A 22,138-nucleotide genomic window follows, 5' to 3' on the forward strand; every position below is an offset into this window, starting at 1 on the left:
GCCGGCGCGTCATTCGAGAAGGGGGGAGGGGCGGATCTGCAGCGAAGGGTTGCCCGGCAGGCGGGTGGCGCTGCCACCGGCATCTGCCGGGCCCCTTCGCGCAATGCGTGATTACTCGTAAGGCAAACCCCCGGCGCTGCAGTCGCCGGATACTCGTTACAACTCCGGCTCACCGGAGCTTCATTATGCGCGATCCTGAATGCCGGCGCCCGCCGGAATCGCAGCCTGCGTCACCAGGAAGCAGGCTGCTCTGGATGTATCTTTTCAGCCGCGAGCGGCTTCGCTGCGACGCGGACCGCGCTGGGGACGCTTGGGCGCCGCCTGTCCACCGGGCACACCCGAGGCACGTCCGGCCCGCGGATGCGCCTTCGCCTGACCCTGCGGCTTGCCCTGAGGCTTGCCGGCGGCCCTCGGACGGCCGCCCTGCCGCGGCTTCTGCCCCGGACGCGGTGCGGCGGCCACGATGTCGGCCGCCCAGGCCGCGCCACCGAGAACTGGGATCGGCTGCTTCAGCAGCTTCTCGACCGCGCGGAACTCATCCATCTCGGCCGGGGCGACGAAGGCCACGGCGCTGCCCTCGGCGCCGGCGCGGGCGGTGCGGCCGATCCGGTGGACGTAGTTCTCGGGCACGTTCGGCATGTCGTAGTTGTAGACGTGGCGCACGCCCGGAATGTCGATGCCGCGGGCCGCGACATCGGTCGCCACCAGCACGTCGAGCGTGCCGTCGCGGAACTCGGTCAGGGTGCGGTCACGCTGGTTCTGGCTCTTGTTGCCGTGGATCGAGCCCGCCTTGAAGCCCCAGCTGACCAGCAGCTTCATCAGCTTTTCCGATCCGTGCTTGGTGCGCCCGAAGACCAGCGCCTGTTCGCCCGGATGCTTGAGCAGGTAGCTCTCGAGCAGCTTGGCCTTGTCGCCCTGCGGGATGAAGTGCACGCCCTGCGCGATCTTCTCGACCGGCTTGCCGGGCGGAGCCACCTGCACGCGGACCGGCTCGCGCAGGAAGGTGTGGGCCAGTTCCTCGATCAGCTTCGGCATGGTGGCCGAGAACAGCAGCGTCTGCCGCTTGAGCGGCAGGAAGCGCGCGATCTTCCGCAGGGAGTGGATGAAGCCCATGTCGAGCATCTGGTCGGCCTCGTCCAGCACCAGATAGCCCGTATGATCGAGCACCACCGCGTTGCGGTCGAGCAGGTCGATGAGGCGGCCCGGCGTGGCCACCATGATGTCCGCCCCGCGCGCCAGCCGCTCGGTCTGGCGGTTGATCGAGGCGCCGCCGGTGATGGTGACGACCTTGACCGGGGTGCCCTTGGTGAACAGCTCGAGGTTGGCGGCGATCTGGCTCACCAGTTCGCGCGTGGGCGCAAGGATCAGCGCGCGGATGGTGCGCGGCGGCGGCGGGTGGCCGACGCCCAGCAGGCGGTGCAGGAGCGGCAGCCCGAAGGCCAGCGTCTTGCCGGTGCCGGTTTGGGCCAGGCCCATCAGGTCGCGCCCCTGCATGACATGCGGGATCGCCTCGACCTGGATCGGGGTGGCTTTGGTGAACTGGGCCTTGGCAAGGCCCTGGAGAATCTTCTCGGACAGCCCGAGCGTGCTGAAATCAGCCATGGTCATCTTTCGGCAGGCGGGCATCGGCCCGCGGAATGGGAGTGTCTCCCCTTCAGGGGAGGCGGGAGGCGGGGCGGCACGGAATATGCCGCGGTGCCCCTGCGTGACGGTGGGAACCTGTCGGCCCGACCCTGGCCCCCGACGGGGAGCGGCTGCTCACGCGGCAGCGGGTCTTGGGCGTCTTGGCGGAGATGGGGGTTTTTCGGCTGCAAGTCAAGCGAAAGCTGCCCCGCGCCGCGCCGCGCCGGACGACGGGGCGGCCTGCACGCCGCCCCGTCGTGCTGCGTCAGAGGATGAAGTCGTCGCGGTCGAGATCGCTGCGCGACGTGTCCTCGATCCGCAGGGAATGGGCGCCGATGCGGATCAGCACATCCTCGCCTTGCTGGACGGTCCGGTTCATCACCTGCGCATAGGTGAGCCCGAAGGAGGACAGGTCGATCGTGTCGTCGTCGTCGTCGAAATCGCGAATCACATCAGCGCCGAAGTTGAACACGAAGCGGTCGTCGCCTTCGCCGCCCCACATCACGTCGTTGCCCCGGCCGCCGTTCAGCACGTCATCGCCCTCGCCGCCCCACATCCGGTCGTTGCCGGCGCCGCCGCTCATCCGGTCGTTGCCCTCGCCGCCGTGCAGCCGGTCAGACCCGTCGCCGCCGCGCAGCGTGTCGTTGCCGGAGCCCGCGACAAGCAGATCGGCCCCGGTGCCGCCGTCGAGCAGGTCGTTGCCCTCGCCGGCGCGGATCGTGTCGTTGCCCGCGCCGCCGAAGAAGCGGTCGTTGCCGCTTTCATCGGTCATCAGGTCGTCGCCGCCCTGACCGTAAAGCCGGTCCTCGCCCTTGCCGCCGAGGATCGTATCCGCGCCGGTGCCGCCATAGAGCAGGTCGTCGTCGTCGTTGCCCTCGATGCGGTCGCGCCCGCCATTTCCAAAGATGGTGTCCTCACCATCCAGGCCCCGAATGATGTCGTTGAGGTTGCTGCCGTTCAGCCGGTTGGCCGAGCCGTTTCCGATGATCGTCGGCATTCCGTTGGTCTCCTTGACTGGGCGCCCTGCGGCGTCGCAGGACTGCAAGGAAGGACGTAGCGCGCGGCCGGATTAGTCCCGCAGCGGCGCGCGCGACCGGCGCGCTGCGCAGGGTTCCGCCGATGAGGAGGGGGAAAAGGGCCGTCCCCCGGCCGAGCGCAGGCGGCCGGGGCCGGGTGGCGTCAGCCCTGAAGGGTGCGCACGCCGTAGCCTTCGCCGCGGGCCTGCATCGCCTCGACCGCGGCGATGGAGGCGGCGGCGGTGGTGAAGTAGGGGATCTTGTCCATCAGCGCGACGCGGCGGATGTCGCGGCTGTCGCTGATGGCCTGCGCGCCTTCGGTCGTGTTCATCACCAGCGTGATGTCGCCGTTCTTCAGCCGGTCCACGATGTTCGGGCGGCCCTCATAGACCTTGTTGACCGAGGTCGCCTCGATGCCCTGCGCGCTCAGCCAGGCGGCGGTGCCTTTCGTCGCCACGATCTCGAAGCCCATTGCGGTCAGCCCGCGCGCCGCACCGGCCAGCGCATCGGTCTTGTCCTGATCCTTGACCGACAGGAACACGCGGCCGCCCTCGGGCAGATGCGTGCCGGCGCCCATCTGCGCCTTGAGGAACGCGAGCGCGAAGTTGCGGTCCCAGCCCATCACCTCGCCGGTCGAGCGCATCTCGGGGCCGAGGAGCGGGTCCACGCCGGGGAAGCGGGCGAAGGGCAGCACCGATTCCTTCACCGAGAACCAGGGCGTGATCGGATCGGCCAGCGTCAGCGGATCGGCCAGCGGCAGGTCAGTGTCGGGGCCGACGCCCGCCGGATAGGCCGGGCGCAGCGGGAACGCGGACAGCGGCTCGCCCGCCATCAGCCGCGCCGCGATGGACGCGATCGCGCTGTCGGTGGCCTTGGCCACGAAGGGCACGGTGCGCGAGGCACGCGGGTTCACTTCCAGAACGAAGATCACCCCGTCCTTGATCGCGAACTGCACGTTCATCAGGCCCACGACCTTGAGCGCGCGGGCCATCTCGACCGTCTGGCGCTTCAGCTCCTCGATGGTCTCGGCCGAGAGCGAATGCGGCGGCAGGCAGCAGGCCGAATCGCCGGAATGGACGCCCGCTTCCTCGATATGCTCCATGATGCCCGCGACATGCACGCTCTCGCCATCGCAGAGCGCGTCCACATCGACCTCGATGGCGCCGGCCAGATAGCTGTCGAGCAGCACGGGCGAGCTGCCCGAGACCTGCACCGCCTCGCGGATGTAGCGTTCGAGCTGGGCATCGTCGCGCACGATCTCCATCGCGCGGCCGCCGAGGACGTAGGAGGGGCGAATGACCAGCGGATAGCCGATGCGGCCGGCGATGGCGAAGGCCTCGTCGCGCGACCGCGCCATGCCGTTGATCGGCTGTTTCAGGCCCAGATCGTTCAGCAGCTTCTGGAAGCGCTCGCGGTCTTCGGCAAGGTCGATGGCGTCGGGCGTGGTGCCGAGGATCGGGATCCCCTCATGCGCCAGTGCCTGCGCGAGCTTCAGCGGCGTCTGCCCGCCGAACTGCACGATCACGCCGTGCAGCGTGCCGTTCTCCTGCTCCACCCGCAGGATTTCCAGCACATGCTCCAGCGTCAGCGGCTCGAAATAGAGCCGGTCCGAGGTGTCGTAGTCGGTCGACACTGTCTCGGGGTTGCAGTTGATCATGATGGTTTCATAACCGGCGGCGGTCAGCGCGAAGCAGGCATGGCAGCAGCAGTAGTCGAACTCGATGCCCTGCCCGATCCGGTTCGGCCCCCCGCCGAGGATCACCACCTTCTTCGCCGCCGAGGGGCGCGCCTCGCATTCCACATCGCCCATCGCGGGAGCTTCATAGGTGGAATACATGTAGGGCGTCTGGGCCTCGAATTCGGCCGCGCAGGTGTCGATCCGCTTGAAGACCGCCTTCACGCCAAGGTTGCGGCGGGCGCGGCGCACCTGGCCTTCCTCGCGGCCCGTGAGCTTGGCCAGCCGGGCGTCGGTAAAGCCCATCATCTTCAGTTTGCGCAGCGGCTCCTCGGCCAGCGGCAGGCCGTTCGCGCGGATCTTCGCCTCGGCGTCGATGATCTCGCGGATGCGGGCCAGGAACCACGGGTCGAAGGAGGTGGCGGCCTGGATCTCGTCGTCCGACAGCCCGTGCCGCATCGCCTGCGCGATCAGCCGCAGCCGGTCGGGGGTCTGGGCCGAGATCGCCTTGATGACCGCGGCCTTGTCCGGCGCACCGGGGATCTCGATCTCGTCGAAGCCCGAAAGGCCGGTCTCCAGCGAGGCCAGCGCCTTCTGCATCGATTCGTGGAACGTGCGACCGATGGCCATGACCTCGCCCACCGACTTCATCGCGGTGGTCAGTTCCGGCTTCGAGCCGGGGAACTTCTCGAAGGCAAACCGCGGGATCTTCGTCACCACATAGTCGATCGACGGCTCGAACGAGGCAGGCGTGACCTTGGTGATGTCGTTGTCGAGCTCATCGAGCGTGTAGCCCACCGCCAGCTTCGCCGCGATCTTGGCGATGGGGAAGCCGGTGGCCTTGGAGGCCAGCGCCGACGAACGCGACACGCGCGGGTTCATCTCGATCACCACCATCCGGCCATCCACCGGGTTGATCGCCCATTGCACGTTCGACCCGCCGGTTTCCACGCCGATCTCGCGCAGTACGGCGATCGAGCCGTTGCGCATGATCTGGTATTCCTTGTCGGTCAGCGTCAGCGCCGGGGCGACGGTGATGGAATCGCCGGTGTGCACGCCCATCGGGTCCACGTTCTCGATCGAGCAGACGATGATGGCATTGTCCGCGCGGTCGCGAACCACCTCCATCTCGTATTCCTTCCAGCCGAGAAGGCTTTCATCGACCAGGATCTGCGCCACCGGCGAGGCATCCAGCCCCGAGCGGCAGATGGCCTCGTAGTCGTCGCGGTTGTAGGCCACGCCGCCGCCGGTGCCGCCGAGCGTGAAGGCGGGGCGGATGATCGCCGGCAGGCCCACATACTCGATGGCGGCCATCGCCTCGGCCACGCCCGCGTTGATGTCGTAGCGGCCGTTCTCCAGCTTCGGGGCGGCGATGATCGTGGCCTTGGGGTTTTCCAGCCCGATCCGGTCCATCGCCTCGCGGAAGAGCTTGCGGTCCTCGGCCATCTCGATGGCCTCGCGGTTGGCGCCGATGAGTTGCACGCCGAACTTTTCCAGCACGCCCATGTCGGCGAGCGCCAGCGCGGTGTTCAGGCCGGTCTGCCCGCCCATCGTCGGCAGAAGCGCATCAGGACGCTCCTTCTCGATGATCTTGGCGACGACTTCCGGCGTGATCGGCTCGATATAGGTGGCGTCGGCCAGACCGGGGTCGGTCATGATCGTCGCGGGGTTCGAGTTCACCAGCACGACGCGGTAGCCCTCTTCGCGCAGCGCCTTGCAGGCCTGGGCGCCGGAATAGTCGAACTCGCAGGCCTGCCCGATGACGATGGGCCCGGCCCCGATGATCATGATCGAGCTGATATCGGTTCTTTTCGGCATTCGGGGGCCCCATGTCTCTGGTCCCGCGCCCGGTTCGGGCGGGGATGGTCGGATTCTACGCTCTGCGCAAATTGGCGCGGTTATAGACCTGCCGCCGCGCGGCGCAACCCTCTTGCATCATGTCGCGGGCGGGCTGTCACCGGGCGGGGCAAGCGTGCTAGATGCCCGCCATCAGAAGGGGGAAGAGCGTGTTCCTGTGCGAGAACGGACCCGAGGGCGGTCCGGCCCTGTTTGGGGACGCCGTCGAGACGGTGATCGTGGACGAGCCGCAGGCGCTCCGCCCGGCGCTGGCGCGGCTTGACGAGTTGCGCGCGAAGGGGCTCTGGATCGCGGGAACGGTGGCCTATGAGGCCGGGCTCGTGTTCGAGCCGCGCCTGGCTCCGCTCATGCCCGCGCGGCGCGACGAGCCGCTGCTGACCTTCGGCGCCTTCCGTGGACCCGATCCGGGTGGGCCCATGCTGGCCCGCGCGGCGGCCGAGGCGGCCGAGGTGAGGCTTGCGCCCTTCCGCCCGCGCATTGGCCGCGCGGACTATGACGCGGCCTTCGCCCGGCTGATGGCCTATATTGCCGCAGGGGACTGTTATCAGGTGAACCTGACCTTCCCCTTCGACGGACGGCTTGTGGCGGGCAGCGCGCTCGGGCTCTACGGCGCGCTTCGGGCGCGGCAGCCGGTGGGGCAGGGCGCCTTCTGCGCGCTGGGCGGGCCGGTCGCGATCTCGGCCTCGCCCGAACTGTTCTTCGACTGCGACGCCGAGGGCCGGATCTCGACCCGGCCGATGAAGGGGACGGCGCCCCGCGACCCCGATCCGGCGCTCGATGCCGCCCTCGCCCGGGCGCTGCGCGACAGCGAGAAGGGGCGCGCCGAGAACCTGATGATCGTGGATCTGTTGCGCAACGACATCGGGCGGATCGCCGAAGTGGGTTCGGTCCGGGTGCCCGAGCTGTTCGCCATCGAGAGCTACGCGACCGTGCACCAGATGGTGAGCCGCGTGACGGGCCGTCTCAGCGGGCGGCCGGGGATCGCGGAGCTACTGCCCGCGCTCTTTCCCTGCGGATCGGTCACCGGGGCGCCCAAGATCCGCGCCATGGAGATCATCTCGGAACTGGAACCTTTTCCCCGCGGCCTCTATTGCGGAGCGATGGGCTGGATGGCGCCGGACGGGCGCGCGGCCTTCAATGTGGCGATCCGCACGCTGCGTCTGTTCGCGGACAGCAGGCTGCGGCTCGATGTCGGCGGAGGAGTCGTGCAGGACTCGACCGCCGGGGGCGAATGGGAGGAAGCCTTGTGGAAGACCCGCTTCGCGGAGCTGCCGACGATCCCGAGCTGAGGCTGATCGAGACGCTGCTGTGGGACGGAAGCCGCCTCTTGCGGCTTCGGCGCCATCTGAGGCGCCTCGAGGGGGCCGCGGCCCGGCTGGGCTGGCGGTGCAGGGGGGCGGGCGATGCGCTGAAGGCGGCCGTGCCCGAGGGACCCGCCCGGATGCGCCTCACGCTCGACCGCGAGGGGCGGATGGCCGTCGAGGTCGTGCCGCTGCCGCCAGCGAAGCGCGTCTGGCGCGTGGCGCTGGCCGATGAGCGGCTGAGCTCGGCCGATCCCTGGCTGCAGGTGAAGTCGAGCCGTCGGGCGGCCTATGACGGCGCGCGGGCGGCGTTGCCGGAGGGGATCGACGAGCTTCTCTTCCTCAACGAGCGCGGCGAGGTCTGCGACGGAACCATCACGACCGTCTTCTTCGACGCGGGCGAGGGGATGCGGACGCCGCCCCTGTCGTCGGGCCTGCTGCCGGGGGTCCTGCGCGAGTCGATGCTGGACGCTGGCCGCTGCCGCGAGGCGCCGTTGCCGGGTGAGGCGCTGCCCCGCGTGCGGCTGTGGGTCGGCAATTCGTTGCGCGGGTTGATGGTGGCGGAATGGGCGGGAGACCGCTTCTGAAGGAACCGGCGCCCTCCTGAGCGGTTCGCAGGGGATCACCTCGAACGGATCATGCGGACATGCCGGCCACCTCTTCATCGCGAACAAGGCTCTGGGCCGAGTTCGTCGCCTTCTACCTGTTCGTGCCGGTGGTGATCGCGCTTTTCCTGCCGCCTTCGCAGATGTTTCTGGCGCTGTTTGCCTTCACGGCGCTGGGCCTCGTGCTGCTCGGTCTGACGCCGGACTTCGACTGGTCGCACCTCGTGCGCGGCTGGCGGGCGATCGACGGGCCGCTGGTGGCGGGCTTCGCGCTCGCCACGCTGGCGGGGGCGGTGGCGATCGTGCTGGCCACGCGACCCGAGCGGCTGTTCGATCTGGCGCGCGACCATCCGGCGATGCTGGCGGCTGTGCTTCTGCTCTATCCCTTCCTGTCGGTCCTGCCGCAGGAGGTGATCTTCCGGCCGCTGTTCTTCCGCCGCTACGGGGTGCTCCTGCCGCCGGGATGGGCGCGTATCGTCATCAACGCGGCGCTCTTTTCTCTGGTCCACCTGATGTACTGGAGCGGGCTTGTGGCGCTGCTGACCTTCTGCGGCGGGCTGGTCTTCGGCTGGGCCTACGAGATGCGGCGGAGCTTTCCGATGGCGGTGGTCCTTCACGCGGTGGCGGGCGGGATCATGTTTGCCGCGGGGCTCGGCGCGCATTTCGTTGCGGCCAACGCGGTCCGGCCCTTCTGAGCCGCAAGGAGGCGGTTCCCGCCAAGCCTTCTGCCTCGCCGCAGCGGCGGGGCCGCCGCGGCTCAGGCGTCGCTCCGCGGGGGATATTTGTGCCAGAGTGAAAAGGCGGGCGGCTTGACTTCCCCTTCGGCAGGGAGTGTATCGGCGCGGACAAACCAGAGCCTCGGGAAGGGGAGCCGAATGCACGCCTATCGCAGCCACACTTGCGCGGAACTGAGCGCCGGGCACGTCGGTCAGGAGGTGCGGCTTTCGGGCTGGGTCCACCGCGTGCGCGACCATGGCGGGGTGCTCTTCATCGACCTGCGCGACCATTACGGCATCACCCAGGTGATCGCCGACGCCGATTCGCCCGCTTTTGCCGAGCTCGAGACGGTGCGCGCCGAATGGGTGATCCGCATCGAGGGCCGCGTGAAGGGCCGCGACGCGGCGCTGGTGAACCCGAAACTCGCCACCGGCGAGATCGAGGTCTATGCCACCGGGCTGACCGTTCTGGGCGCGGCGGACGAGTTGCCGATGCCGGTCTTCGGCGAGGTGGACTATCCCGAGGAGACGCGGCTGACCTACCGTTTCCTCGACCTGCGGCGCGAGAAGCTGCACGCCAACATGATGCTGCGCTCGAACGTGGTGCGCAGCTTGCGCAACCGGATGTGGGACGCGGGCTTCAACGAGTTCCAGACACCGATCATCACGGCCTCGTCGCCCGAGGGGGCGCGCGATTTCCTCGTGCCCTCGCGCCTCCATCCGGGCAAGTTCTACGCGCTGCCGCAGGCGCCGCAGCAGTTCAAGCAGCTGATCATGGTGGCGGGCTTCGACCGCTACTTCCAGATCGCGCCCTGCTTCCGCGACGAGGATCCGCGCGCCGACCGCTCGCCCACCGACTTCTACCAGCTCGACGTCGAGATGAGCTTCGTCGAGCAGGAGGACGTGTTCCAGGCGGTGCAGCCGGTGATCCAGGGGATCTTCGAGGAGTTCGGCGGCGGGCGCCGCGTCGATGCTGACTGGCCGCGGATCGCCTGGCGCGACGCGATGCTGTGGTATGGCTCGGACAAGCCCGACCTGCGCAACCCGATCAAGATGCAGGTGGTGAGCGAGCATTTTCGCGGCTCGGGCTTTGCGATCTTTGCGAAACTGCTGGAGAACGAGGGGACCGAGATCCGCGCGATTCCGGCGCCGACCGGCGGCAGCCGGAAATTCTGCGACCGGATGAACGCCTTTGCGCAATCGCAGGGCCTGCCGGGGATGGGGTACATCTTCTGGCGCAAGGGTGACGACGGGGCGATGGAGGCCGCCGGGCCGCTGGCGAAGAACATAGGGCCGGAGCGGACCGAGGCGATCCGGGCGCAGCTGGGTCTGGGCGAGGGCGATGCGGCCTTCTTCCTCGGCGGCAAGCCCGAGAGCTTCGAGGCCGTCGCGGGGCGTGCGCGCAACGAGATCGGCCGCGAGCTGGGGCTGACTGAAGAGAATTGCTTCCGCTTCGCCTGGATCGTCGATTTCCCGATGTACGAAAAGGACGACGAGGGCAAGATCGACTTCAGCCATAACCCGTTCTCGATGCCGCAGGGCGGGATGGCGGCGCTCGAGGGCGATCCGCTGAAGGTGCTGGCCTACCAGTATGACCTCGCCTGCAACGGCTATGAGCTGATCTCGGGCGGGATCCGCAACCACAAGCCCGAGATCATGTTCAAGGCCTTCGAACTGGCGGGCTATCCGGCGTCGGAGGTCGAGAAGCGGTTCGGCGGCATGGTCAAGGCCTTCCGCTATGGCGCGCCGCCCCACGGCGGTTGCGCGGCGGGCATCGACCGGATCGTGATGCTGCTGGCGGACGAGGCGAACATCCGCGAGGTCATCATGTTCCCGATGAACCAGCGCGCCGAGGACCTGCTGATGGGCGCGCCCTCGGAGCCGATGAACGAGCAGCTGCGTGAATTGCGGCTGCGCGTCGTGCCGAAAGACTGACCGGTGAAGCGGTTCGGCGAGCCGGTTCCGGGCTGGGTCTCGGCCTCGCATCCCTCGGGCGAGGCGCTCGAGGGGCGCCATGCCCGGCTGGAGCGGCTCTCGGCCGACCGCCATGCCGCCGATCTGCACCGGGCGTTCTCGGGGGATGACACGCTCTGGGACTATCTGCCCTACGGTCCCTTCGCCTCGACGGCGGCCTATCACCATTGGGCGCGCGGGGTCGAGGAGGGCGGCGATCCGCTGTTCTACACGATCCGCGACCGCGCCACCGGCCATTGCGGCGGGGTCGCGAGCTTCCTGCGCATCGCGCCCGAGGTGGGCTCGATCGAGATCGGCCACATCTGCCTTTCGCCCGAGATCCAGCGCACGCCGGTGGCGACCGAGGCGCTGTTCCTGATGATGGCCTGGAGCTTTGCCGCCGGCTACCGGCGCTGCGAGTGGAAATGCGACGCGCTGAACCTCGCCTCGCGGCGGGCGGCGCAGCGGCTGGGCTTCAGCTACGAGGGCACGTTCCGTCAGGCCACGGTGGTGAAGGGGCGCAACCGTGACACCGCCTGGTTCTCGGTGATCGACAAGGAATGGCCCGCCCTGCGCGAGGCGTTCGAGTTCTGGCTGTCTCCGCGCAACTTCGACGGCTTCGGGCGGCAGATCGAGCGGCTGTCGGACCTGACGGGCCTTGTGCGGGGCGGGACCGATCCGCTGCTGTGACGGTGCGCCGTCAGAAGGCTGCGGCCGTGCCCCCCAGCCTCGCGGAGATCAGGCGCCGGAGGTTGTCGAGCGCCTCGGGGCTGTCCGGGGCGGCCACGGCGGCCTGTTCGAGCGCCTTGTCGCCGCAGCTGCGCGCGATGCCGGTCACGAAGCCCGAAAGATAGCGCGCCCGCGCCGTGCCGGGCAGGAGGGTTGCGGCCAGATCCGCCGCGCGATTGAGATCCTCGCGCAGCGAGAACGGGTCGGGCGGGGGCAGGGTCTCATCCTCGGCGAGGCGCGGGCGTCCCGGCAGATGGTCGAGCAGGACCTGCTGAAAGAGGGCGAGGCTGTCGAGCGGCTTTTCCAGAAAGGCGTGGGCCCCTGCGGCCAGGGCCGCCTCGCGCCGGGTGGGGTCGCCGCTTGCCGCGATGATCACCGGGCCGGGGCCCGCAGCCAGCTGGGCGATCAGCATCTCGCCCGAGCCGTCCGGCAGGCCGAGATCGACGATCACGGCGTCGGGCATGTACCGCTCGAGATGTTTCCGGGCGCCCTCGAGATCGTCGGCCCGTCTGAGGCGCGCGCCCGAGCGGTGGCACAGAAGCCGGATCGCTTCGGCCGCGAAGTGGCTGTCCTCGACCGCGAGGACGGTCAGCCCGGCGAGCGGCAGCGGCCCCCGCGGCCGGTGAGGGCCGGGGGACGGCGGCGGATCGGGCAGGAGGTGCAGATGGGGCATCGGGATCTTTCGGCAAGGGCGAGTCGCGCCAGTCAATCCGATCCGGGTCAAGATCCGGTTAAGCCGCTTGCGCCCCGCGCGACCGGCTGACCCCTTGCGCCAGGAGGGGGCCGCTTCCATAACGTCCCCAACGGACGCAAGGGAGAGATCATGATCGGACGCCTGAACCATGTGGCCATCGCCGTGCCCGACCTCGAGGCGGCGGCGGCGCAGTATCGCAACACGCTCGGCGCCGAGGTGGGCGCGCCGCAGGACGAGCCCGACCACGGCGTGACGGTGGTCTTCATCACCCTGCCGAACACCAAGATCGAGCTGCTCTATCCGCTGGGCGAAAACTCTCCGATCAACGGCTTCCTCGAGAAGAACCCCGCGGGGGGCATCCACCACATCTGCTACGAGGTCGAGGACATCATCGCCGCGCGCGACCGGCTGAAGGCCGCGGGCGCGCGGGTCCTGGGCTCGGGCGAGCCGAAGATCGGCGCGCATGGCAAGCCGGTGCTCTTCCTGCATCCCAAGGACTTCAACGGATGCCTCGTGGAGCTTGAGCAGGTATGAGCATCACCGGCGCCATCGTCCTCTATGCGGTGACCTGGTTCATGGTGTTCTTCATCCTGCTCCCCCTGCGGGTGCAGAGCCAGGACGAGGCGGGGGATGTGGTGCCGGGCACGCCGCGGGGCGCGCCCGCGGGCTATGTGATCCGGCGCAAGGCCTGGCTCACGACGCTCTGGGGCACGCTGATCTGGGCCGTGCTCTGCGGGATCATCCTGTCGGGCGTGATCAGCCTGCGCGACATCGACGTGATGGGGCGGATGCCCCCGCCTCCGCCGCTCTGAGCAGGGCCGGTCTGCGCCGGCCCGGCCGAGAGAGGGCGGTCAGGTCCGGCGGGCGCCGTCCAGCCGGTGGAAGATGTGGGTGAAGGTCGCCACCCCCAGCACCGGCACCACGAGGTTCAGGATCGGGATCGACAGCGGCGCCGCCATCAGCGTTCCCGCCAGCCAGATCTGCCCGGCGTGGCGCGCGCGCAGGGCCTTGGCGCCCGCGCGCCCCAGCCTGCGCATCGCCACCAGCGTGAAATATTCCCGCCCCAGCAGGAAGCCGTTCAGCGCCCAGAAGAGGATGGGCCCCACGGGCCCGGCGAAGATGAAGACCATCAGCGCGATCACGTTGACGAGGATCAGCACCGCAAAGAAATTTGCGCTGTCGATCAGCTGGTCCATCAGGGGAAGTGGCGTGGCCGGGGGCAACTGCGGATAGTGCCGTTCCTCGACGGCATCCACCACACTGTCGAGAAAGAGGCCGGTGAAGGCCGAGGCCACCGGGATCATCAGGAACACCGACAGGCCGAGCATCAGCACCGCAGATCCCCAGGAGAGGATCGTGTCGATCGCGCCCACCTCGCCGATCCAGGGGATCGTGACAGTGTCGGGCACGAACATGTTCAGCAGGAACAGGAAGCCGGCATAGACGGCCATCAGCAGCAGCAGCGCGAGCCCGATGCCCAGCAGGACGACGCGCCGGAAGGGCGGGTCGCCGATCTGGGCGATGGCGCGGAAGAAGTCGCGGATCATTCACTTACCCATGTGGTGAGACTGGCAATGTCGGGTCGCGGGCGGTCGGGCGGGGCGACGGTCTCGCTGCCGATATGGATGATGCCCGCGACAAACTCGTGATCCTCAAGGCCCAGACCCTCGCGCAGGAAGTCGCGGTCGTGGGCGGGCCACCCCGTCAGCCAGTTGGCGCCCCAGCCCGCCGCCTGAGCGGCGTTCAGCAGCCCGAGGCAGACTGCCCCGGCCGAGAGAGTCTGCTCGATCGCCGGCACCTTGTCGGACGGCTTGGGGCTGGCCACCACAACCACGGCCAGATGGCTCTGCTCGAACTGCGACCGGCCCTTGGCGCGCTTCTCGGCATCGAGGCCGAGCGCCTCCGCCCGCGCCTCGGCCAGCGCCACCAGCCGGGGCATGGCCCCCGCCTCGAGGACCAGCAGCCGCCACGGCTCGAGCTTGCCGTGGTCGGGCGTGCGCAGGGCGGCCGTAAGGATCGGGCCGAGCTGGTCCCGGCCGGGCACGGGCAGCGCCAGCGTCTTGGCGGGGCGCGAGCGGCGGCTCAGCAGGAAATCGAGGACCTCGGGTCGCGCGTCGGGCATGGGCGTCTCCTTTGCGCGCGATCTTGAGGATCGGGCGGGCAGGGTCAAGCGCACTTCGGCCACCCGCGGGATCGCATCGCGGCGCCGAAACGGCGCGGTGCGCCGGACGAAGGCGGTCTGCCCGCGCATGTTTCCAGATCCGAGAGCAACCCTTGACAGTTCCGCAACCCGCTGCTCAGCATGTTGCCGGGCCCGTCCAGACGCCCGGCGACGGACAGGAGCCCGTGAAAAACACTTCGACAGGGGGTTCTCCATGTTCATCCGAGCGCGCTTGCTGGCGACGGCGGCCGTTGCCGCATTCGCCCTGACCACGGCACCGCTTTCCGCCGAGACGCCGCCCGACACCTTCATCCAGGCCTGGGCGATCGACGACATGATCACCCTCGACCCGGCCGAGGTGTTCGAGTTCACCGCCTCCGAGATCATCGGCAACAGCTACGAGACGATCATCGGCTACGACGTGAACGACGTCTCGAACATCTTCGGCCGCGTGGCCGAAAGCTGGGAGCTGTCCGAGGACGGCACGACGATGAGCTTCACGGTCCGTCAGGGCAAGAAGTTCGCCTCGGGCAACGACCTGACCGCCGAGGATGTGGTCTATTCGCTCGTCCGCGCGGTCAAGCTCGACAAGTCGCCGGCCTTCATCCTCGGCCAGTTCGGCCTGACGCCCGACAATGTCGAGGAAAAGATCGTCCAGACCGGCGACCATTCCTTCACCTTCGAGATGGACAAGGCCTATGCGCCGACGTTCCTTCTCTACTGCCTGACGGCGACGGTCGCCGCGGTGGTGGACAAGGATCTGGTCCAGTCGAACGAAGCCGACGGCGACTGGGGCTACAACTGGCTCAAGACCAATTATGCCGGCTCGGGCCCCTTCACGATCCGCGAATGGCGCGCCAACGAGGCCGTCGTGATGGAGCGGAACGACAACTGGGACGGCGAGACGCCCGCGATGGCGCGCGCGATCTACCGCCACATCCCCGAAGCCGCGACCGAGCGTCTGCTGCTGGAACAGGGTGACATCGACATCGCCCGCAAGCTGCTGCCCGAAGAGATCGAGGCGCTGAGCCAGAACCCCGACATCAAGATCCAGAGCGGGGTGAAGGGCACGATCTTCTATCTCGGCCTGAACCAGAAGAACGAGAACCTCGCCAAGCCCGAGGTGCGCGAGGCGATGAAATGGCTCGTCGATTACGACGCCATCGCCGAGACACTGGTCAAGGGCATGAAGAAGAAGCACCAGACCTTCCTGCCCGAAGGCTTCCTCGGCGCGCTGGACGAGACCCCCTATTCCTTCGATCCGGCAAAGGCCAAGGAGCTTCTGGCCGCGGCCGGTCTGCCCGACGGCTTCACCGTCACGATGGACACCCGCAACACCCCCGAGGTGACCTCGATCGCGCAGGCGATCCAGCAAACCATGGCGCAGGCCGGCATCCGCATCGAGATCATCCCCGGCGACGGCGGCCAGACGCTGGAGAAATACCGCGCCCGCACGCATGACATCTACATCGGCCAGTGGGGCCCGGACTATCAGGACCCGCACACCAACGCGACCTTCGCGCAGAACCCCGACAACTCGGACACGGCGGCGTCGAAGCCGCTCGCCTGGCGCAACGCCTGGGAGATCCCCGAGCTGACCGCCAAGGCCGATGCCGCGGTGCTGGAACGCGATACCGACAAGCGCGCCGAGATGTATCGCGAGATGCAGCGCGAGGTGCTCGAAACCTCGCCCTTCGTGATCATGTTCCAGGAATCCGAGGTCGTTGCCATGCGCAAGAACGTCGAGGGCTACATCATCGGCCCCTCGTTCAACGACAACTCGTTCCGGGCCGTGACGAAGTAAATGGCCGGCACCCCGCAGATCGGAAGGGGGCGCGGCCGCGCCCTCTCCCTCTGGCTCTGGAAGGGCGTCAAGGTGGCGCTCACCGTCGCCATCACCTTCCTCGGCCTCCTTCTCGTCACCTTCGTCATCAGCCGCTACATGTCGGTCGATCCCGTGCTGCGGGCCGTCGGCGACCGCGCGAGCCAGTCCACCTACGAGGCGATGTATCGCGCCATGGGCCTCGACCGCCCGGTGTGGGAGCAGTTCTGGATCTACCTGCGCAACGTGCTCTCGGGCGATCTCGGCAGCTCGTTCCTGACCAAGCGGCCGGTTGCGGACGATCTGGCGCGGGTCTTCCCGGCGACGCTCGAGCTTGCGACGGTGGGCATCCTGATCGGGACGCTCTTCGGCATCCCGCTGGGGGTGATCTCGGCCGTCAAACAGGGTCGCGCCATCGATCAGGTCGTGCGCGTCCTGGGCCTCGTGGGCTATTCGGCGCCGATCTTCTGGCTCGGGCTGCTTGGCCTCCTCGTCTTCTACGCCCGCCTCGGCTGGGTCGCGGGACCGGGACGGATCGACATCGCCTACGAATACAGTTTCACCGTGAAGACGGGGCTTCTCCTGCTCGACAGCGCCATGCAGGGCGCCTGGGGCGCCTTCCGCAACGCCTTCTCGCACATCATCCTGCCCGGCGCGCTGCTCGGCTATTTCTCGATGGCCTACATCAGCCGCATGACGCGCAGCTTCATGCTGGCGGAACTCGCGCAGGAATATGTCACCACCGCCCGCGTCAAGGGCGTGCCCGAGTGGCGGATCATCTGGGTCCATGCGCTGCGCAACGCCGCCGTGCCGCTCGTGACCGTGGTCGCGCTCTCCTACGCGGGTCTCCTCGAAGGCTCGGTCCTGACCGAGACGGTCTTCGCCTGGCCGGGCCTCGGCCTCTATCTCACCAACAGCCTGCAGGTGGCCGACATGAACGCCGTCCTTGGCGGGACGCTCGTGATCGGCGCGATCTTCGTGGCGCTGAACCTCCTGTCGGACCTGCTCTACACGATCCTCGACCCGCGCACGCGGCGGCAGGTGCGGCCATGACCCGGACCGAATGGCTTCTGTCGGAACAGCCTGCCTCGCGCCGGCAGGCCCGGCTTGGGCAGGCCTACCGCACCTGGCTGGCGCTGAAGGCCAACCGCCTCGCGATGGTGGGGCTGACCCTCGTCCTGGCCCTGATCGCCATTGCCCTCCTTGCCCCCTGGATCGCGCCCTACGACCCGATCGTGGGCGGCGACCTGCGCACCGACCGCCTCCAGCCCCCCTCGTGGGAGCATCCGATGGGCACCGACGATCTGGCGCGCGACATCTTCAGCCGGGTGATCCACGGCGCGCGGCTCACGCTGATGGTCGTGGTGCTGGTGGCGGTGATCGCAACGCCCATCGGGCTCGCCATCGGCACCACCGCCGGCTATTTCGGCGGCTGGATCGACACGGTACTGATGCGGGCGACCGACATCTTCCTCGCCTTCCCGCGGCTGATCCTCGCGCTGGCCTTCGTCGCGGCGCTCGGTCCAGGCATCGAGAACGCGATCATCGCCATCGCCCTCACGTCCTGGCCGCCCTACGCGCGCCTCGCGCGGGCCGAGACGCTCACGATCCGCGACAGCGACTTCATCAACGCGGCCCGCCTGCAGGGCGCCTCCTCGCTGCGCATCCTCTGGGGGCATGTCACGCCGCTCTGCCTGTCGTCGGTCGTGGTCCGGGTGACGCTCGACATGGCGGGCATCATCCTCACCGCGGCGGGCCTGGGCTTCCTCGGCCTCGGCGCCCAGCCGCCGCAGCCCGAATGGGGCGCCATGATCGCGGGCGGGCGCCGCTTCATCATCGACTACTGGTGGGTCGCCACCATGCCCGGCCTCGCCATCTTTGCCGTGTCGCTGGGCTTCAACCTGCTGGGCGACGGGCTGCGCGACGTGCTCGACCCAAAGGCGCGCAAATGATCCGGCCCACTCACCCCGCCCACCGCCGCGCCGCCGCCGCCCCCTCCGGCGCGCGCTTTCATTCTCGCTCAAATATCCCCGCCGGAGGCTCCGACGCCTCCGCCGGGCGGAGCGCCCGCCGATGACGCTCCTCCATGTCGAGAACCTCCGCGTGACCTTTCCGACCCGGCAGGGCCCGGCCGAGGTCGTGCGCGGCGTCAGCTTCACCCTCGGGCGCGAACGCCTGGGCATCGTCGGCGAGAGCGGCTCGGGCAAGAGCCAGACCGGCCGGGCGATCCTGGGCCTGACGCCGCCGCCGGGTCGGGCCACCGCCGACCGGCTCGAGTTCGACGGGATCGACCTGCGCGCCGCCACGCCGCGCCAGTGGCGGGGCCTGCGCGGCATCCGCATGTCGATGGTGATGCAGGACCCCAAGTTCTCGCTGAACCCGGTGATGACCATCGGCCGCCAGCTGATGGAGGCCGCCCGCCGCACCGCCTCGCGCGCCGAGGCCAAGGACCGCGCCATGGCCATGCTCGAGGCGGTGCAGATCCGCGACCCGGCCCGCGTCTTCCGAGCCTATCCGCACGAGCTGTCGGGCGGCATGGGCCAGCGGGCGATGATCGCCATGATGCTGATCGCCGAGCCGGACCTTCTGATCGCGGACGAGCCCACCTCGGCGCTTGATGTGACGGTGCAGATCGAGGTGCTGCGCATCCTCGACCGGCTGGTGCAGGACCGCGGCATGGGGCTGATCTTCATCAGCCACGACCTGCGGCTCGTCGGCAGTTTCTGCGACCGGGTGCTCGTGATGTACGCCGGCCGCGTCGTCGAGGAACTCAAGGCGGCGGAGCTGGCGCAGGCGCGCCATCCTTACACGCAGGGGCTGCTGAACTGCCTGCCGCGGATCGAGGGCGGCCGGCGGCCCCTGCCGGTGCTGACGCGCGATGAAGGGTGGGCCTCGTGATGGCACTGATCGACGTCTCCGGCCTCCATGTCCGCTTCGGCGAGGTCCATGCCGTGCGCGGCGTCTCGTTCCGCGTGGCCGAGGGCGAGAGCTACGGCATCGTGGGCGAGAGCGGCTCGGGCAAGTCCACGGTGCTTCGCGCCATCTGCGGGCTTGCGCCCATCTCCGAGGGCCGGGTCACCGTGGCGGGCGAAGAGCTGGGCCGGCGGCGGTCGGCCGGATTTCACCGGCGGCTGCAGATGGTGTTTCAGGACCCCTACGCCTCGCTGCACCCCCGGCACACGATCGACCGCGTGCTGTCCGAGCCGCTGGCTATCCACGGTTTCGACGACCGCGAGGCCCGCATCCTGCGCGCGCTCGACGAGGTGGGGCTCGGCCGGGGCTTCCGCTTCCGCTATCCGCACCAGCTTTCGGGCGGGCAGCGGCAGCGGGTGGCGATCGCCCGCGCCCTGATCCTCGAGCCGCGGGTGATGCTGCTCGACGAGCCGACCTCGGCGCTCGATGCCTCGATCCAGGCCGAGGTGCTGAACCTGCTCGACCGGCTGCGGGCCGAGCGGGGGCTGACCTACATCCTCGTCTCACACGACCTCGCCGTGGTCGCGCACATGTGCGAGCGGCTGCTCGTCATGCAGCACGGGCAGGCGGTCGAGGAACTGACACGGGCGGATCTGCGCGCCCGCGCCGCCCGCGAGACCTACACCCGGGACCTTCTGGCCGCGTCCGAAGGATACCGCCCCGCCGAGAGCACCCGATGACCGACACGATCCCCGTCTTCGACGGCCACAACGACTTCCTGTTGCGGCTGCTGCGCAACCCCGCCAACCGCGAGACGATCTGGCTGCGCGGCGACGGGACGGGCCACCTCGACCTGCCCCGCATGAAGGCGGGCGGCTTCGCGGGCGGCTTCTTCGCCATCTACATCCCCTCGCCGCAAGCGCATGACTCGGCCGATTTCGAGGCGATGATGAACAATCCGCCGTTCGATCTGCCCCTGCCCGCGCTGATCCGCCACGAACAGGCGCAGCCCGTGGCGCTGGCCATGGCGGGCCACCTGTTGTGGATGGAGCGTGCGGCTCGCGGCCGCTTCAAGGTCTGCCGGACCGTGGCGGATCTGCGGTCCTGCCACGCCGACGGCATCGTCTCGGGGATCATGCACATGGAGGGCGCCGAGGCCATCGGCGCGGATCTCGATGCGCTCCACCTTTTCCATTCGCTGGGCCTGCGCTCGCTCGGGCCGGTCTGGAGCCGTCCCACCGTGTTCGGCCATGGCGTGCCCTTCCGGTTCCCCGGAACGCCCGACACCGGCAGCGGCCTGACCGACGCCGGGCGGCGCCTCGTGGCCGAGTGCAACCGGCTGAAGATCATGCTGGACCTGTCGCACCTGAACCAGAAGGGGTTCGAGGATGTGGCGGGGCTGAGCGACGCGCCGCTGGTGGCGACCCATTCCAACGCCCATGCGGTGACACCCTCGACCCGGAACCTCACCGACCGCCAGCTCGATGCGATCCGCGAGAGCCGCGGCATGGTCGGACTGAACTTCGCCACCTCCTTCCTGCGCGAGGACGGCCGGCAGTCGCCCGAGATGGGCTGGGAGCCGGTCCTGCGCCACCTCGACCACCTGATCGGGCGGCTGGGCGAGGATCATGTGGGTCTGGGCTCGGACTTCGACGGCGCGACGATCCCGCAGGGGATCGGGGACGTGACGGGGCTGCCCGCCCTGCAGGCCGCCATGCGCGCCCACGGCTATGACGAGGCGCTGATGCGCAAGCTCTGCCACGAGAACTGGTATGGGGTGCTGGAGCGCACCTGGGGGGCGTGAGGCCCCAGGTCCGGCCGCCGGGGGCGCTGCCCCCGGACCCCCGGGATATTTGGGCAGAGTGAAAGCCGGGGGAGGGCGCGGGACTTCGGGAGGGGGCGCGGGCATGCGCGCGCGCCCCGGGGCGTCAGGCGAAGTGAGTTGCAAGTTCCGAGAGGTGGGCGCTGAGGAATGCGTCGAAGGCGGGGCCGGGCTGGCGCGCCTGGATGGTCATGCCGAGCGGGTCGGGCGCGTGGATGCCGCTGCCCGAAAGCTCTTCCAGCACCGCATGGCCGCAGAAGGGGACATGGACTTCGGAATAGCCGCCCTCGTGCACGAGGACGAGCCGGCCGCCGCAGAGGTCGGCGGCGGTCTCCTTCATCATCCGGGTCATGGCCCGGAAGGTATCGGCCGAGGCCAGCATCCGGCCGAGCGGATCCATGGCGCCCGCGTCGAAGCCGCAGGCGACCACCAGGACGTCCGGCCGGTGGCGGCGCAGCGCGGGCAGCACGAGCCGCTCCATCGCCTCGAGATAGCCGCGGTGGCCGGTCCCCGGCGGCAGGGGAATGTTCATGTTGGCGCCCAGACCCGCCCCCTCGCCGCGCACCTCGGCGCCGCCCGTGTCGAGCGGGTAGTTCCGCTCCTGGTGCAGCGAGATCGTCAGCACCTCGGGGCGGGTGAGGAAGATCGCCTCGGTCCCGTTGCCGTGATGGACGTCCCAGTCCACCACCGCGACCCTCTCGGCCCGCCGTTCGCCGAGGGCCACCTCGACGGCGATCGCGATATTGGCAAGCAGGCAGAAGCCGTTCGGCCAGTCGGGCAGGCAATGGTGCCCCGGCGGGCGGCTGAGGGCGTAGGCGTTGGCCAGCCGCCCCTCGAGCACCTGCCGCAGCGCGGCCGTGGCCAGGCCCGCCGACAGGGCCGCGACCTCGTAGCCGTCGCGGCCGAAGGGCGTGCGCAGCCCGAGCTCGCCGCCGCCCCGGTCGGAGAGCGCCTTGAACTCGGTCAGGTAGGATTGCGGATGGACGAGGCGCAATTCCCCTTCGGTGGCGGGCGGGGCGTGGAGCATGCGCAGTTCGCCCGAGAGACCCGTCACGTCGAGCAGGTTCTTCAGCCGGCGCTTGGTCTCGGGGCTTTCGGGCAGGCCACCTCCCGGCTGCACGAGGCCGCCCACGGGCAGCGTCAGCGCATAGTTGCCGCCATGGTGCCAGAAGCACCGCTCGTCCCAGAAGAAGCCCGTGTTCATGCGGCCTTACCTCTTTTCAATGCGCCCATGTTGGTGGGAAGCTGCTT

General features: G+C 69.1%; 20 protein-coding genes. 13 read left to right on the forward strand and 7 right to left on the reverse strand.

Annotated features, from left to right (window positions below; all coding sequences use genetic code 11):
* Positions 1–264: 264 nt before the first annotated feature.
* The 3 genes from FG154_RS14150 to carB all read right to left on the reverse strand — a co-directional run bounded on the left by FG154_RS14150 (position 265) and on the right by carB (position 6,132).
* On the reverse strand, positions 265–1,602 hold the full coding sequence (locus FG154_RS14150; protein ID WP_484051828.1) for a DEAD/DEAH box helicase: 1,338 nt from the start codon (positions 1,600–1,602) through the stop codon (positions 265–267).
* A 286-nt stretch (positions 1,603–1,888) separates the two neighbouring features.
* On the reverse strand, positions 1,889–2,620 hold the full coding sequence (locus FG154_RS14155) for a calcium-binding protein (RefSeq protein WP_145109199.1): 732 nt from the start codon (positions 2,618–2,620) through the stop codon (positions 1,889–1,891).
* 182 nt (positions 2,621–2,802) lie between these two features.
* On the reverse strand, positions 2,803–6,132 hold the full coding sequence (carB, locus tag FG154_RS14160; RefSeq protein ID WP_145109202.1) for a carbamoyl-phosphate synthase large subunit: 3,330 nt from the start codon (positions 6,130–6,132) through the stop codon (positions 2,803–2,805).
* 188 nt (positions 6,133–6,320) lie between these two features.
* On the opposite strand from carB, the gene FG154_RS14165 reads away from it, so the two are divergent.
* From FG154_RS14165 to FG154_RS14185, 5 genes are all read left to right on the forward strand, one after another.
* A complete protein-coding gene (locus FG154_RS14165) occupies positions 6,321–7,460 on the forward strand; it encodes an aminodeoxychorismate synthase component I (RefSeq protein ID WP_145109205.1) in 1,140 nt (379 codons plus the stop codon).
* A complete protein-coding gene (locus FG154_RS14170; protein ID WP_145109208.1) occupies positions 7,418–8,059 on the forward strand; it encodes an aminotransferase class IV family protein in 642 nt (213 codons plus the stop codon). Before FG154_RS14165 ends, FG154_RS14170 begins: the two co-directional genes overlap by 43 nt.
* Before the next feature lie 59 nt (positions 8,060–8,118).
* Positions 8,119–8,772 carry a CPBP family intramembrane glutamic endopeptidase gene (locus tag FG154_RS14175; protein WP_145109211.1) on the forward strand — a complete coding sequence of 218 codons (654 nt, stop codon included), beginning with the start codon at positions 8,119–8,121 and terminating at the stop codon, positions 8,770–8,772.
* A gap of 180 nt (positions 8,773–8,952) precedes the next feature.
* A complete protein-coding gene (gene aspS, locus FG154_RS14180; protein ID WP_145109214.1) occupies positions 8,953–10,728 on the forward strand; it encodes an aspartate--tRNA ligase in 1,776 nt (591 codons plus the stop codon).
* Between the two features lie 3 nt (positions 10,729–10,731).
* Positions 10,732–11,436: a GNAT family N-acetyltransferase gene (locus tag FG154_RS14185; RefSeq protein WP_145109217.1), complete on the forward strand. Its 705-nt coding sequence runs from the start codon at positions 10,732–10,734 to the stop codon at positions 11,434–11,436.
* 10 nt (positions 11,437–11,446) lie between these two features.
* On the opposite strand, the gene FG154_RS14190 is transcribed toward FG154_RS14185, so the two are convergent.
* Positions 11,447–12,148 (reverse strand): response regulator, encoded by a 702-nt coding sequence (locus FG154_RS14190; protein WP_145109220.1) that lies wholly within the window; start codon positions 12,146–12,148, stop codon positions 11,447–11,449.
* A 150-nt stretch (positions 12,149–12,298) separates the two neighbouring features.
* Between FG154_RS14190 and mce the strand changes: the two genes are divergently transcribed.
* Entirely contained in the window at positions 12,299–12,703 is a 405-nt protein-coding gene (gene mce, locus FG154_RS14195; RefSeq protein ID WP_145109223.1) for a methylmalonyl-CoA epimerase, read from the forward strand.
* Positions 12,700–12,981 carry a DUF1467 family protein gene (locus tag FG154_RS14200; protein ID WP_145109226.1) on the forward strand — a complete coding sequence of 94 codons (282 nt, stop codon included), beginning with the start codon at positions 12,700–12,702 and terminating at the stop codon, positions 12,979–12,981. Before mce ends, FG154_RS14200 begins: the two co-directional genes overlap by 4 nt.
* 39 nt (positions 12,982–13,020) lie before the next feature.
* Here FG154_RS14200 and FG154_RS14205 read toward each other — a convergent pair whose 3' ends face one another.
* Complete coding sequence (locus tag FG154_RS14205) at positions 13,021–13,716, reverse strand: EI24 domain-containing protein (protein WP_145109229.1); 696 nt, start codon at positions 13,714–13,716, stop codon at positions 13,021–13,023.
* Positions 13,713–14,291, reverse strand: coding sequence for a nitroreductase family protein (locus FG154_RS14210; protein WP_145109232.1), 579 nt, complete (start codon positions 14,289–14,291; stop codon positions 13,713–13,715). Before FG154_RS14210 ends, FG154_RS14205 begins: the two co-directional genes overlap by 4 nt.
* A 253-nt stretch (positions 14,292–14,544) precedes the next feature.
* Here FG154_RS14210 and FG154_RS14215 point away from each other — a divergent pair, with 253 nt between their 5' ends.
* The 6 genes from FG154_RS14215 (at position 14,545) to FG154_RS14240 (ending at position 20,869) form a co-directional block, all read left to right on the forward strand.
* On the forward strand, positions 14,545–16,134 hold the full coding sequence (locus FG154_RS14215; RefSeq protein WP_145109235.1) for an ABC transporter substrate-binding protein: 1,590 nt from the start codon (positions 14,545–14,547) through the stop codon (positions 16,132–16,134).
* Complete coding sequence (locus FG154_RS14220; protein ID WP_145109238.1) at positions 16,135–17,205, forward strand: ABC transporter permease; 1,071 nt, start codon at positions 16,135–16,137, stop codon at positions 17,203–17,205.
* A complete protein-coding gene (nikC, locus tag FG154_RS14225) occupies positions 17,202–18,104 on the forward strand; it encodes a nickel transporter permease (RefSeq protein WP_145109240.1) in 903 nt (300 codons plus the stop codon). Before FG154_RS14220 ends, nikC begins: the two co-directional genes overlap by 4 nt.
* Positions 18,105–18,225: 121 nt before the next feature.
* Positions 18,226–19,050, forward strand: coding sequence for an ABC transporter ATP-binding protein (locus FG154_RS14230; RefSeq protein ID WP_145109243.1), 825 nt, complete (start codon positions 18,226–18,228; stop codon positions 19,048–19,050).
* Positions 19,050–19,805, forward strand: coding sequence for an ABC transporter ATP-binding protein (locus FG154_RS14235; protein ID WP_145109246.1), 756 nt, complete (start codon positions 19,050–19,052; stop codon positions 19,803–19,805). The genes FG154_RS14230 and FG154_RS14235 overlap by 1 nt, the downstream gene beginning before the upstream one ends.
* A complete protein-coding gene (locus FG154_RS14240; RefSeq protein WP_145109249.1) occupies positions 19,802–20,869 on the forward strand; it encodes a dipeptidase in 1,068 nt (355 codons plus the stop codon). The genes FG154_RS14235 and FG154_RS14240 overlap by 4 nt, the downstream gene beginning before the upstream one ends.
* Before the next feature lie 124 nt (positions 20,870–20,993).
* Here the strand turns inward: FG154_RS14240 and FG154_RS14245 are convergent, their stop codons facing one another.
* Positions 20,994–22,091, reverse strand: coding sequence for a class II histone deacetylase (locus FG154_RS14245; RefSeq protein WP_145109252.1), 1,098 nt, complete (start codon positions 22,089–22,091; stop codon positions 20,994–20,996).
* Positions 22,092–22,138 lie beyond the last annotated feature (47 nt).

The sequence above is a fragment of the Cereibacter sediminicola genome (assembly GCF_007668225.1).
GTDB lineage: Bacteria > Pseudomonadota > Alphaproteobacteria > Rhodobacterales > Rhodobacteraceae > Cereibacter_A > Cereibacter_A azotoformans.

Coding starts and splice junctions, on each gene's coding strand:
- FG154_RS14155 (WP_145109199.1), bottom strand. CDS start 2,620: ATGCCGACGATCATCGGAAACGGCTCGGCCAACCGGCTGAACGGCAGC.
- FG154_RS14200 (WP_145109226.1), top strand. CDS start 12,700: ATGAGCATCACCGGCGCCATCGTCCTCTATGCGGTGACCTGGTTCATG.
- mce (WP_145109223.1), top strand. CDS start 12,299: ATGATCGGACGCCTGAACCATGTGGCCATCGCCGTGCCCGACCTCGAG.
- FG154_RS14230 (WP_145109243.1), top strand. CDS start 18,226: ATGACGCTCCTCCATGTCGAGAACCTCCGCGTGACCTTTCCGACCCGG.
- FG154_RS14190 (WP_145109220.1), bottom strand. CDS start 12,148: ATGCCCCATCTGCACCTCCTGCCCGATCCGCCGCCGTCCCCCGGCCCT.
- FG154_RS14150 (WP_484051828.1), bottom strand. CDS start 1,602: ATGGCTGATTTCAGCACGCTCGGGCTGTCCGAGAAGATTCTCCAGGGC.
- FG154_RS14240 (WP_145109249.1), top strand. CDS start 19,802: ATGACCGACACGATCCCCGTCTTCGACGGCCACAACGACTTCCTGTTG.
- FG154_RS14175 (WP_145109211.1), top strand. CDS start 8,119: ATGCCGGCCACCTCTTCATCGCGAACAAGGCTCTGGGCCGAGTTCGTC.
- FG154_RS14215 (WP_145109235.1), top strand. CDS start 14,545: ATGTTCATCCGAGCGCGCTTGCTGGCGACGGCGGCCGTTGCCGCATTC.
- nikC (WP_145109240.1), top strand. CDS start 17,202: ATGACCCGGACCGAATGGCTTCTGTCGGAACAGCCTGCCTCGCGCCGG.
- FG154_RS14245 (WP_145109252.1), bottom strand. CDS start 22,091: ATGAACACGGGCTTCTTCTGGGACGAGCGGTGCTTCTGGCACCATGGC.
- carB (WP_145109202.1), bottom strand. CDS start 6,132: ATGCCGAAAAGAACCGATATCAGCTCGATCATGATCATCGGGGCCGGG.
- aspS (WP_145109214.1), top strand. CDS start 8,953: ATGCACGCCTATCGCAGCCACACTTGCGCGGAACTGAGCGCCGGGCAC.
- FG154_RS14210 (WP_145109232.1), bottom strand. CDS start 14,291: ATGCCCGACGCGCGACCCGAGGTCCTCGATTTCCTGCTGAGCCGCCGC.
- FG154_RS14235 (WP_145109246.1), top strand. CDS start 19,050: ATGGCACTGATCGACGTCTCCGGCCTCCATGTCCGCTTCGGCGAGGTC.
- FG154_RS14205 (WP_145109229.1), bottom strand. CDS start 13,716: ATGATCCGCGACTTCTTCCGCGCCATCGCCCAGATCGGCGACCCGCCC.
- FG154_RS14220 (WP_145109238.1), top strand. CDS start 16,135: ATGGCCGGCACCCCGCAGATCGGAAGGGGGCGCGGCCGCGCCCTCTCC.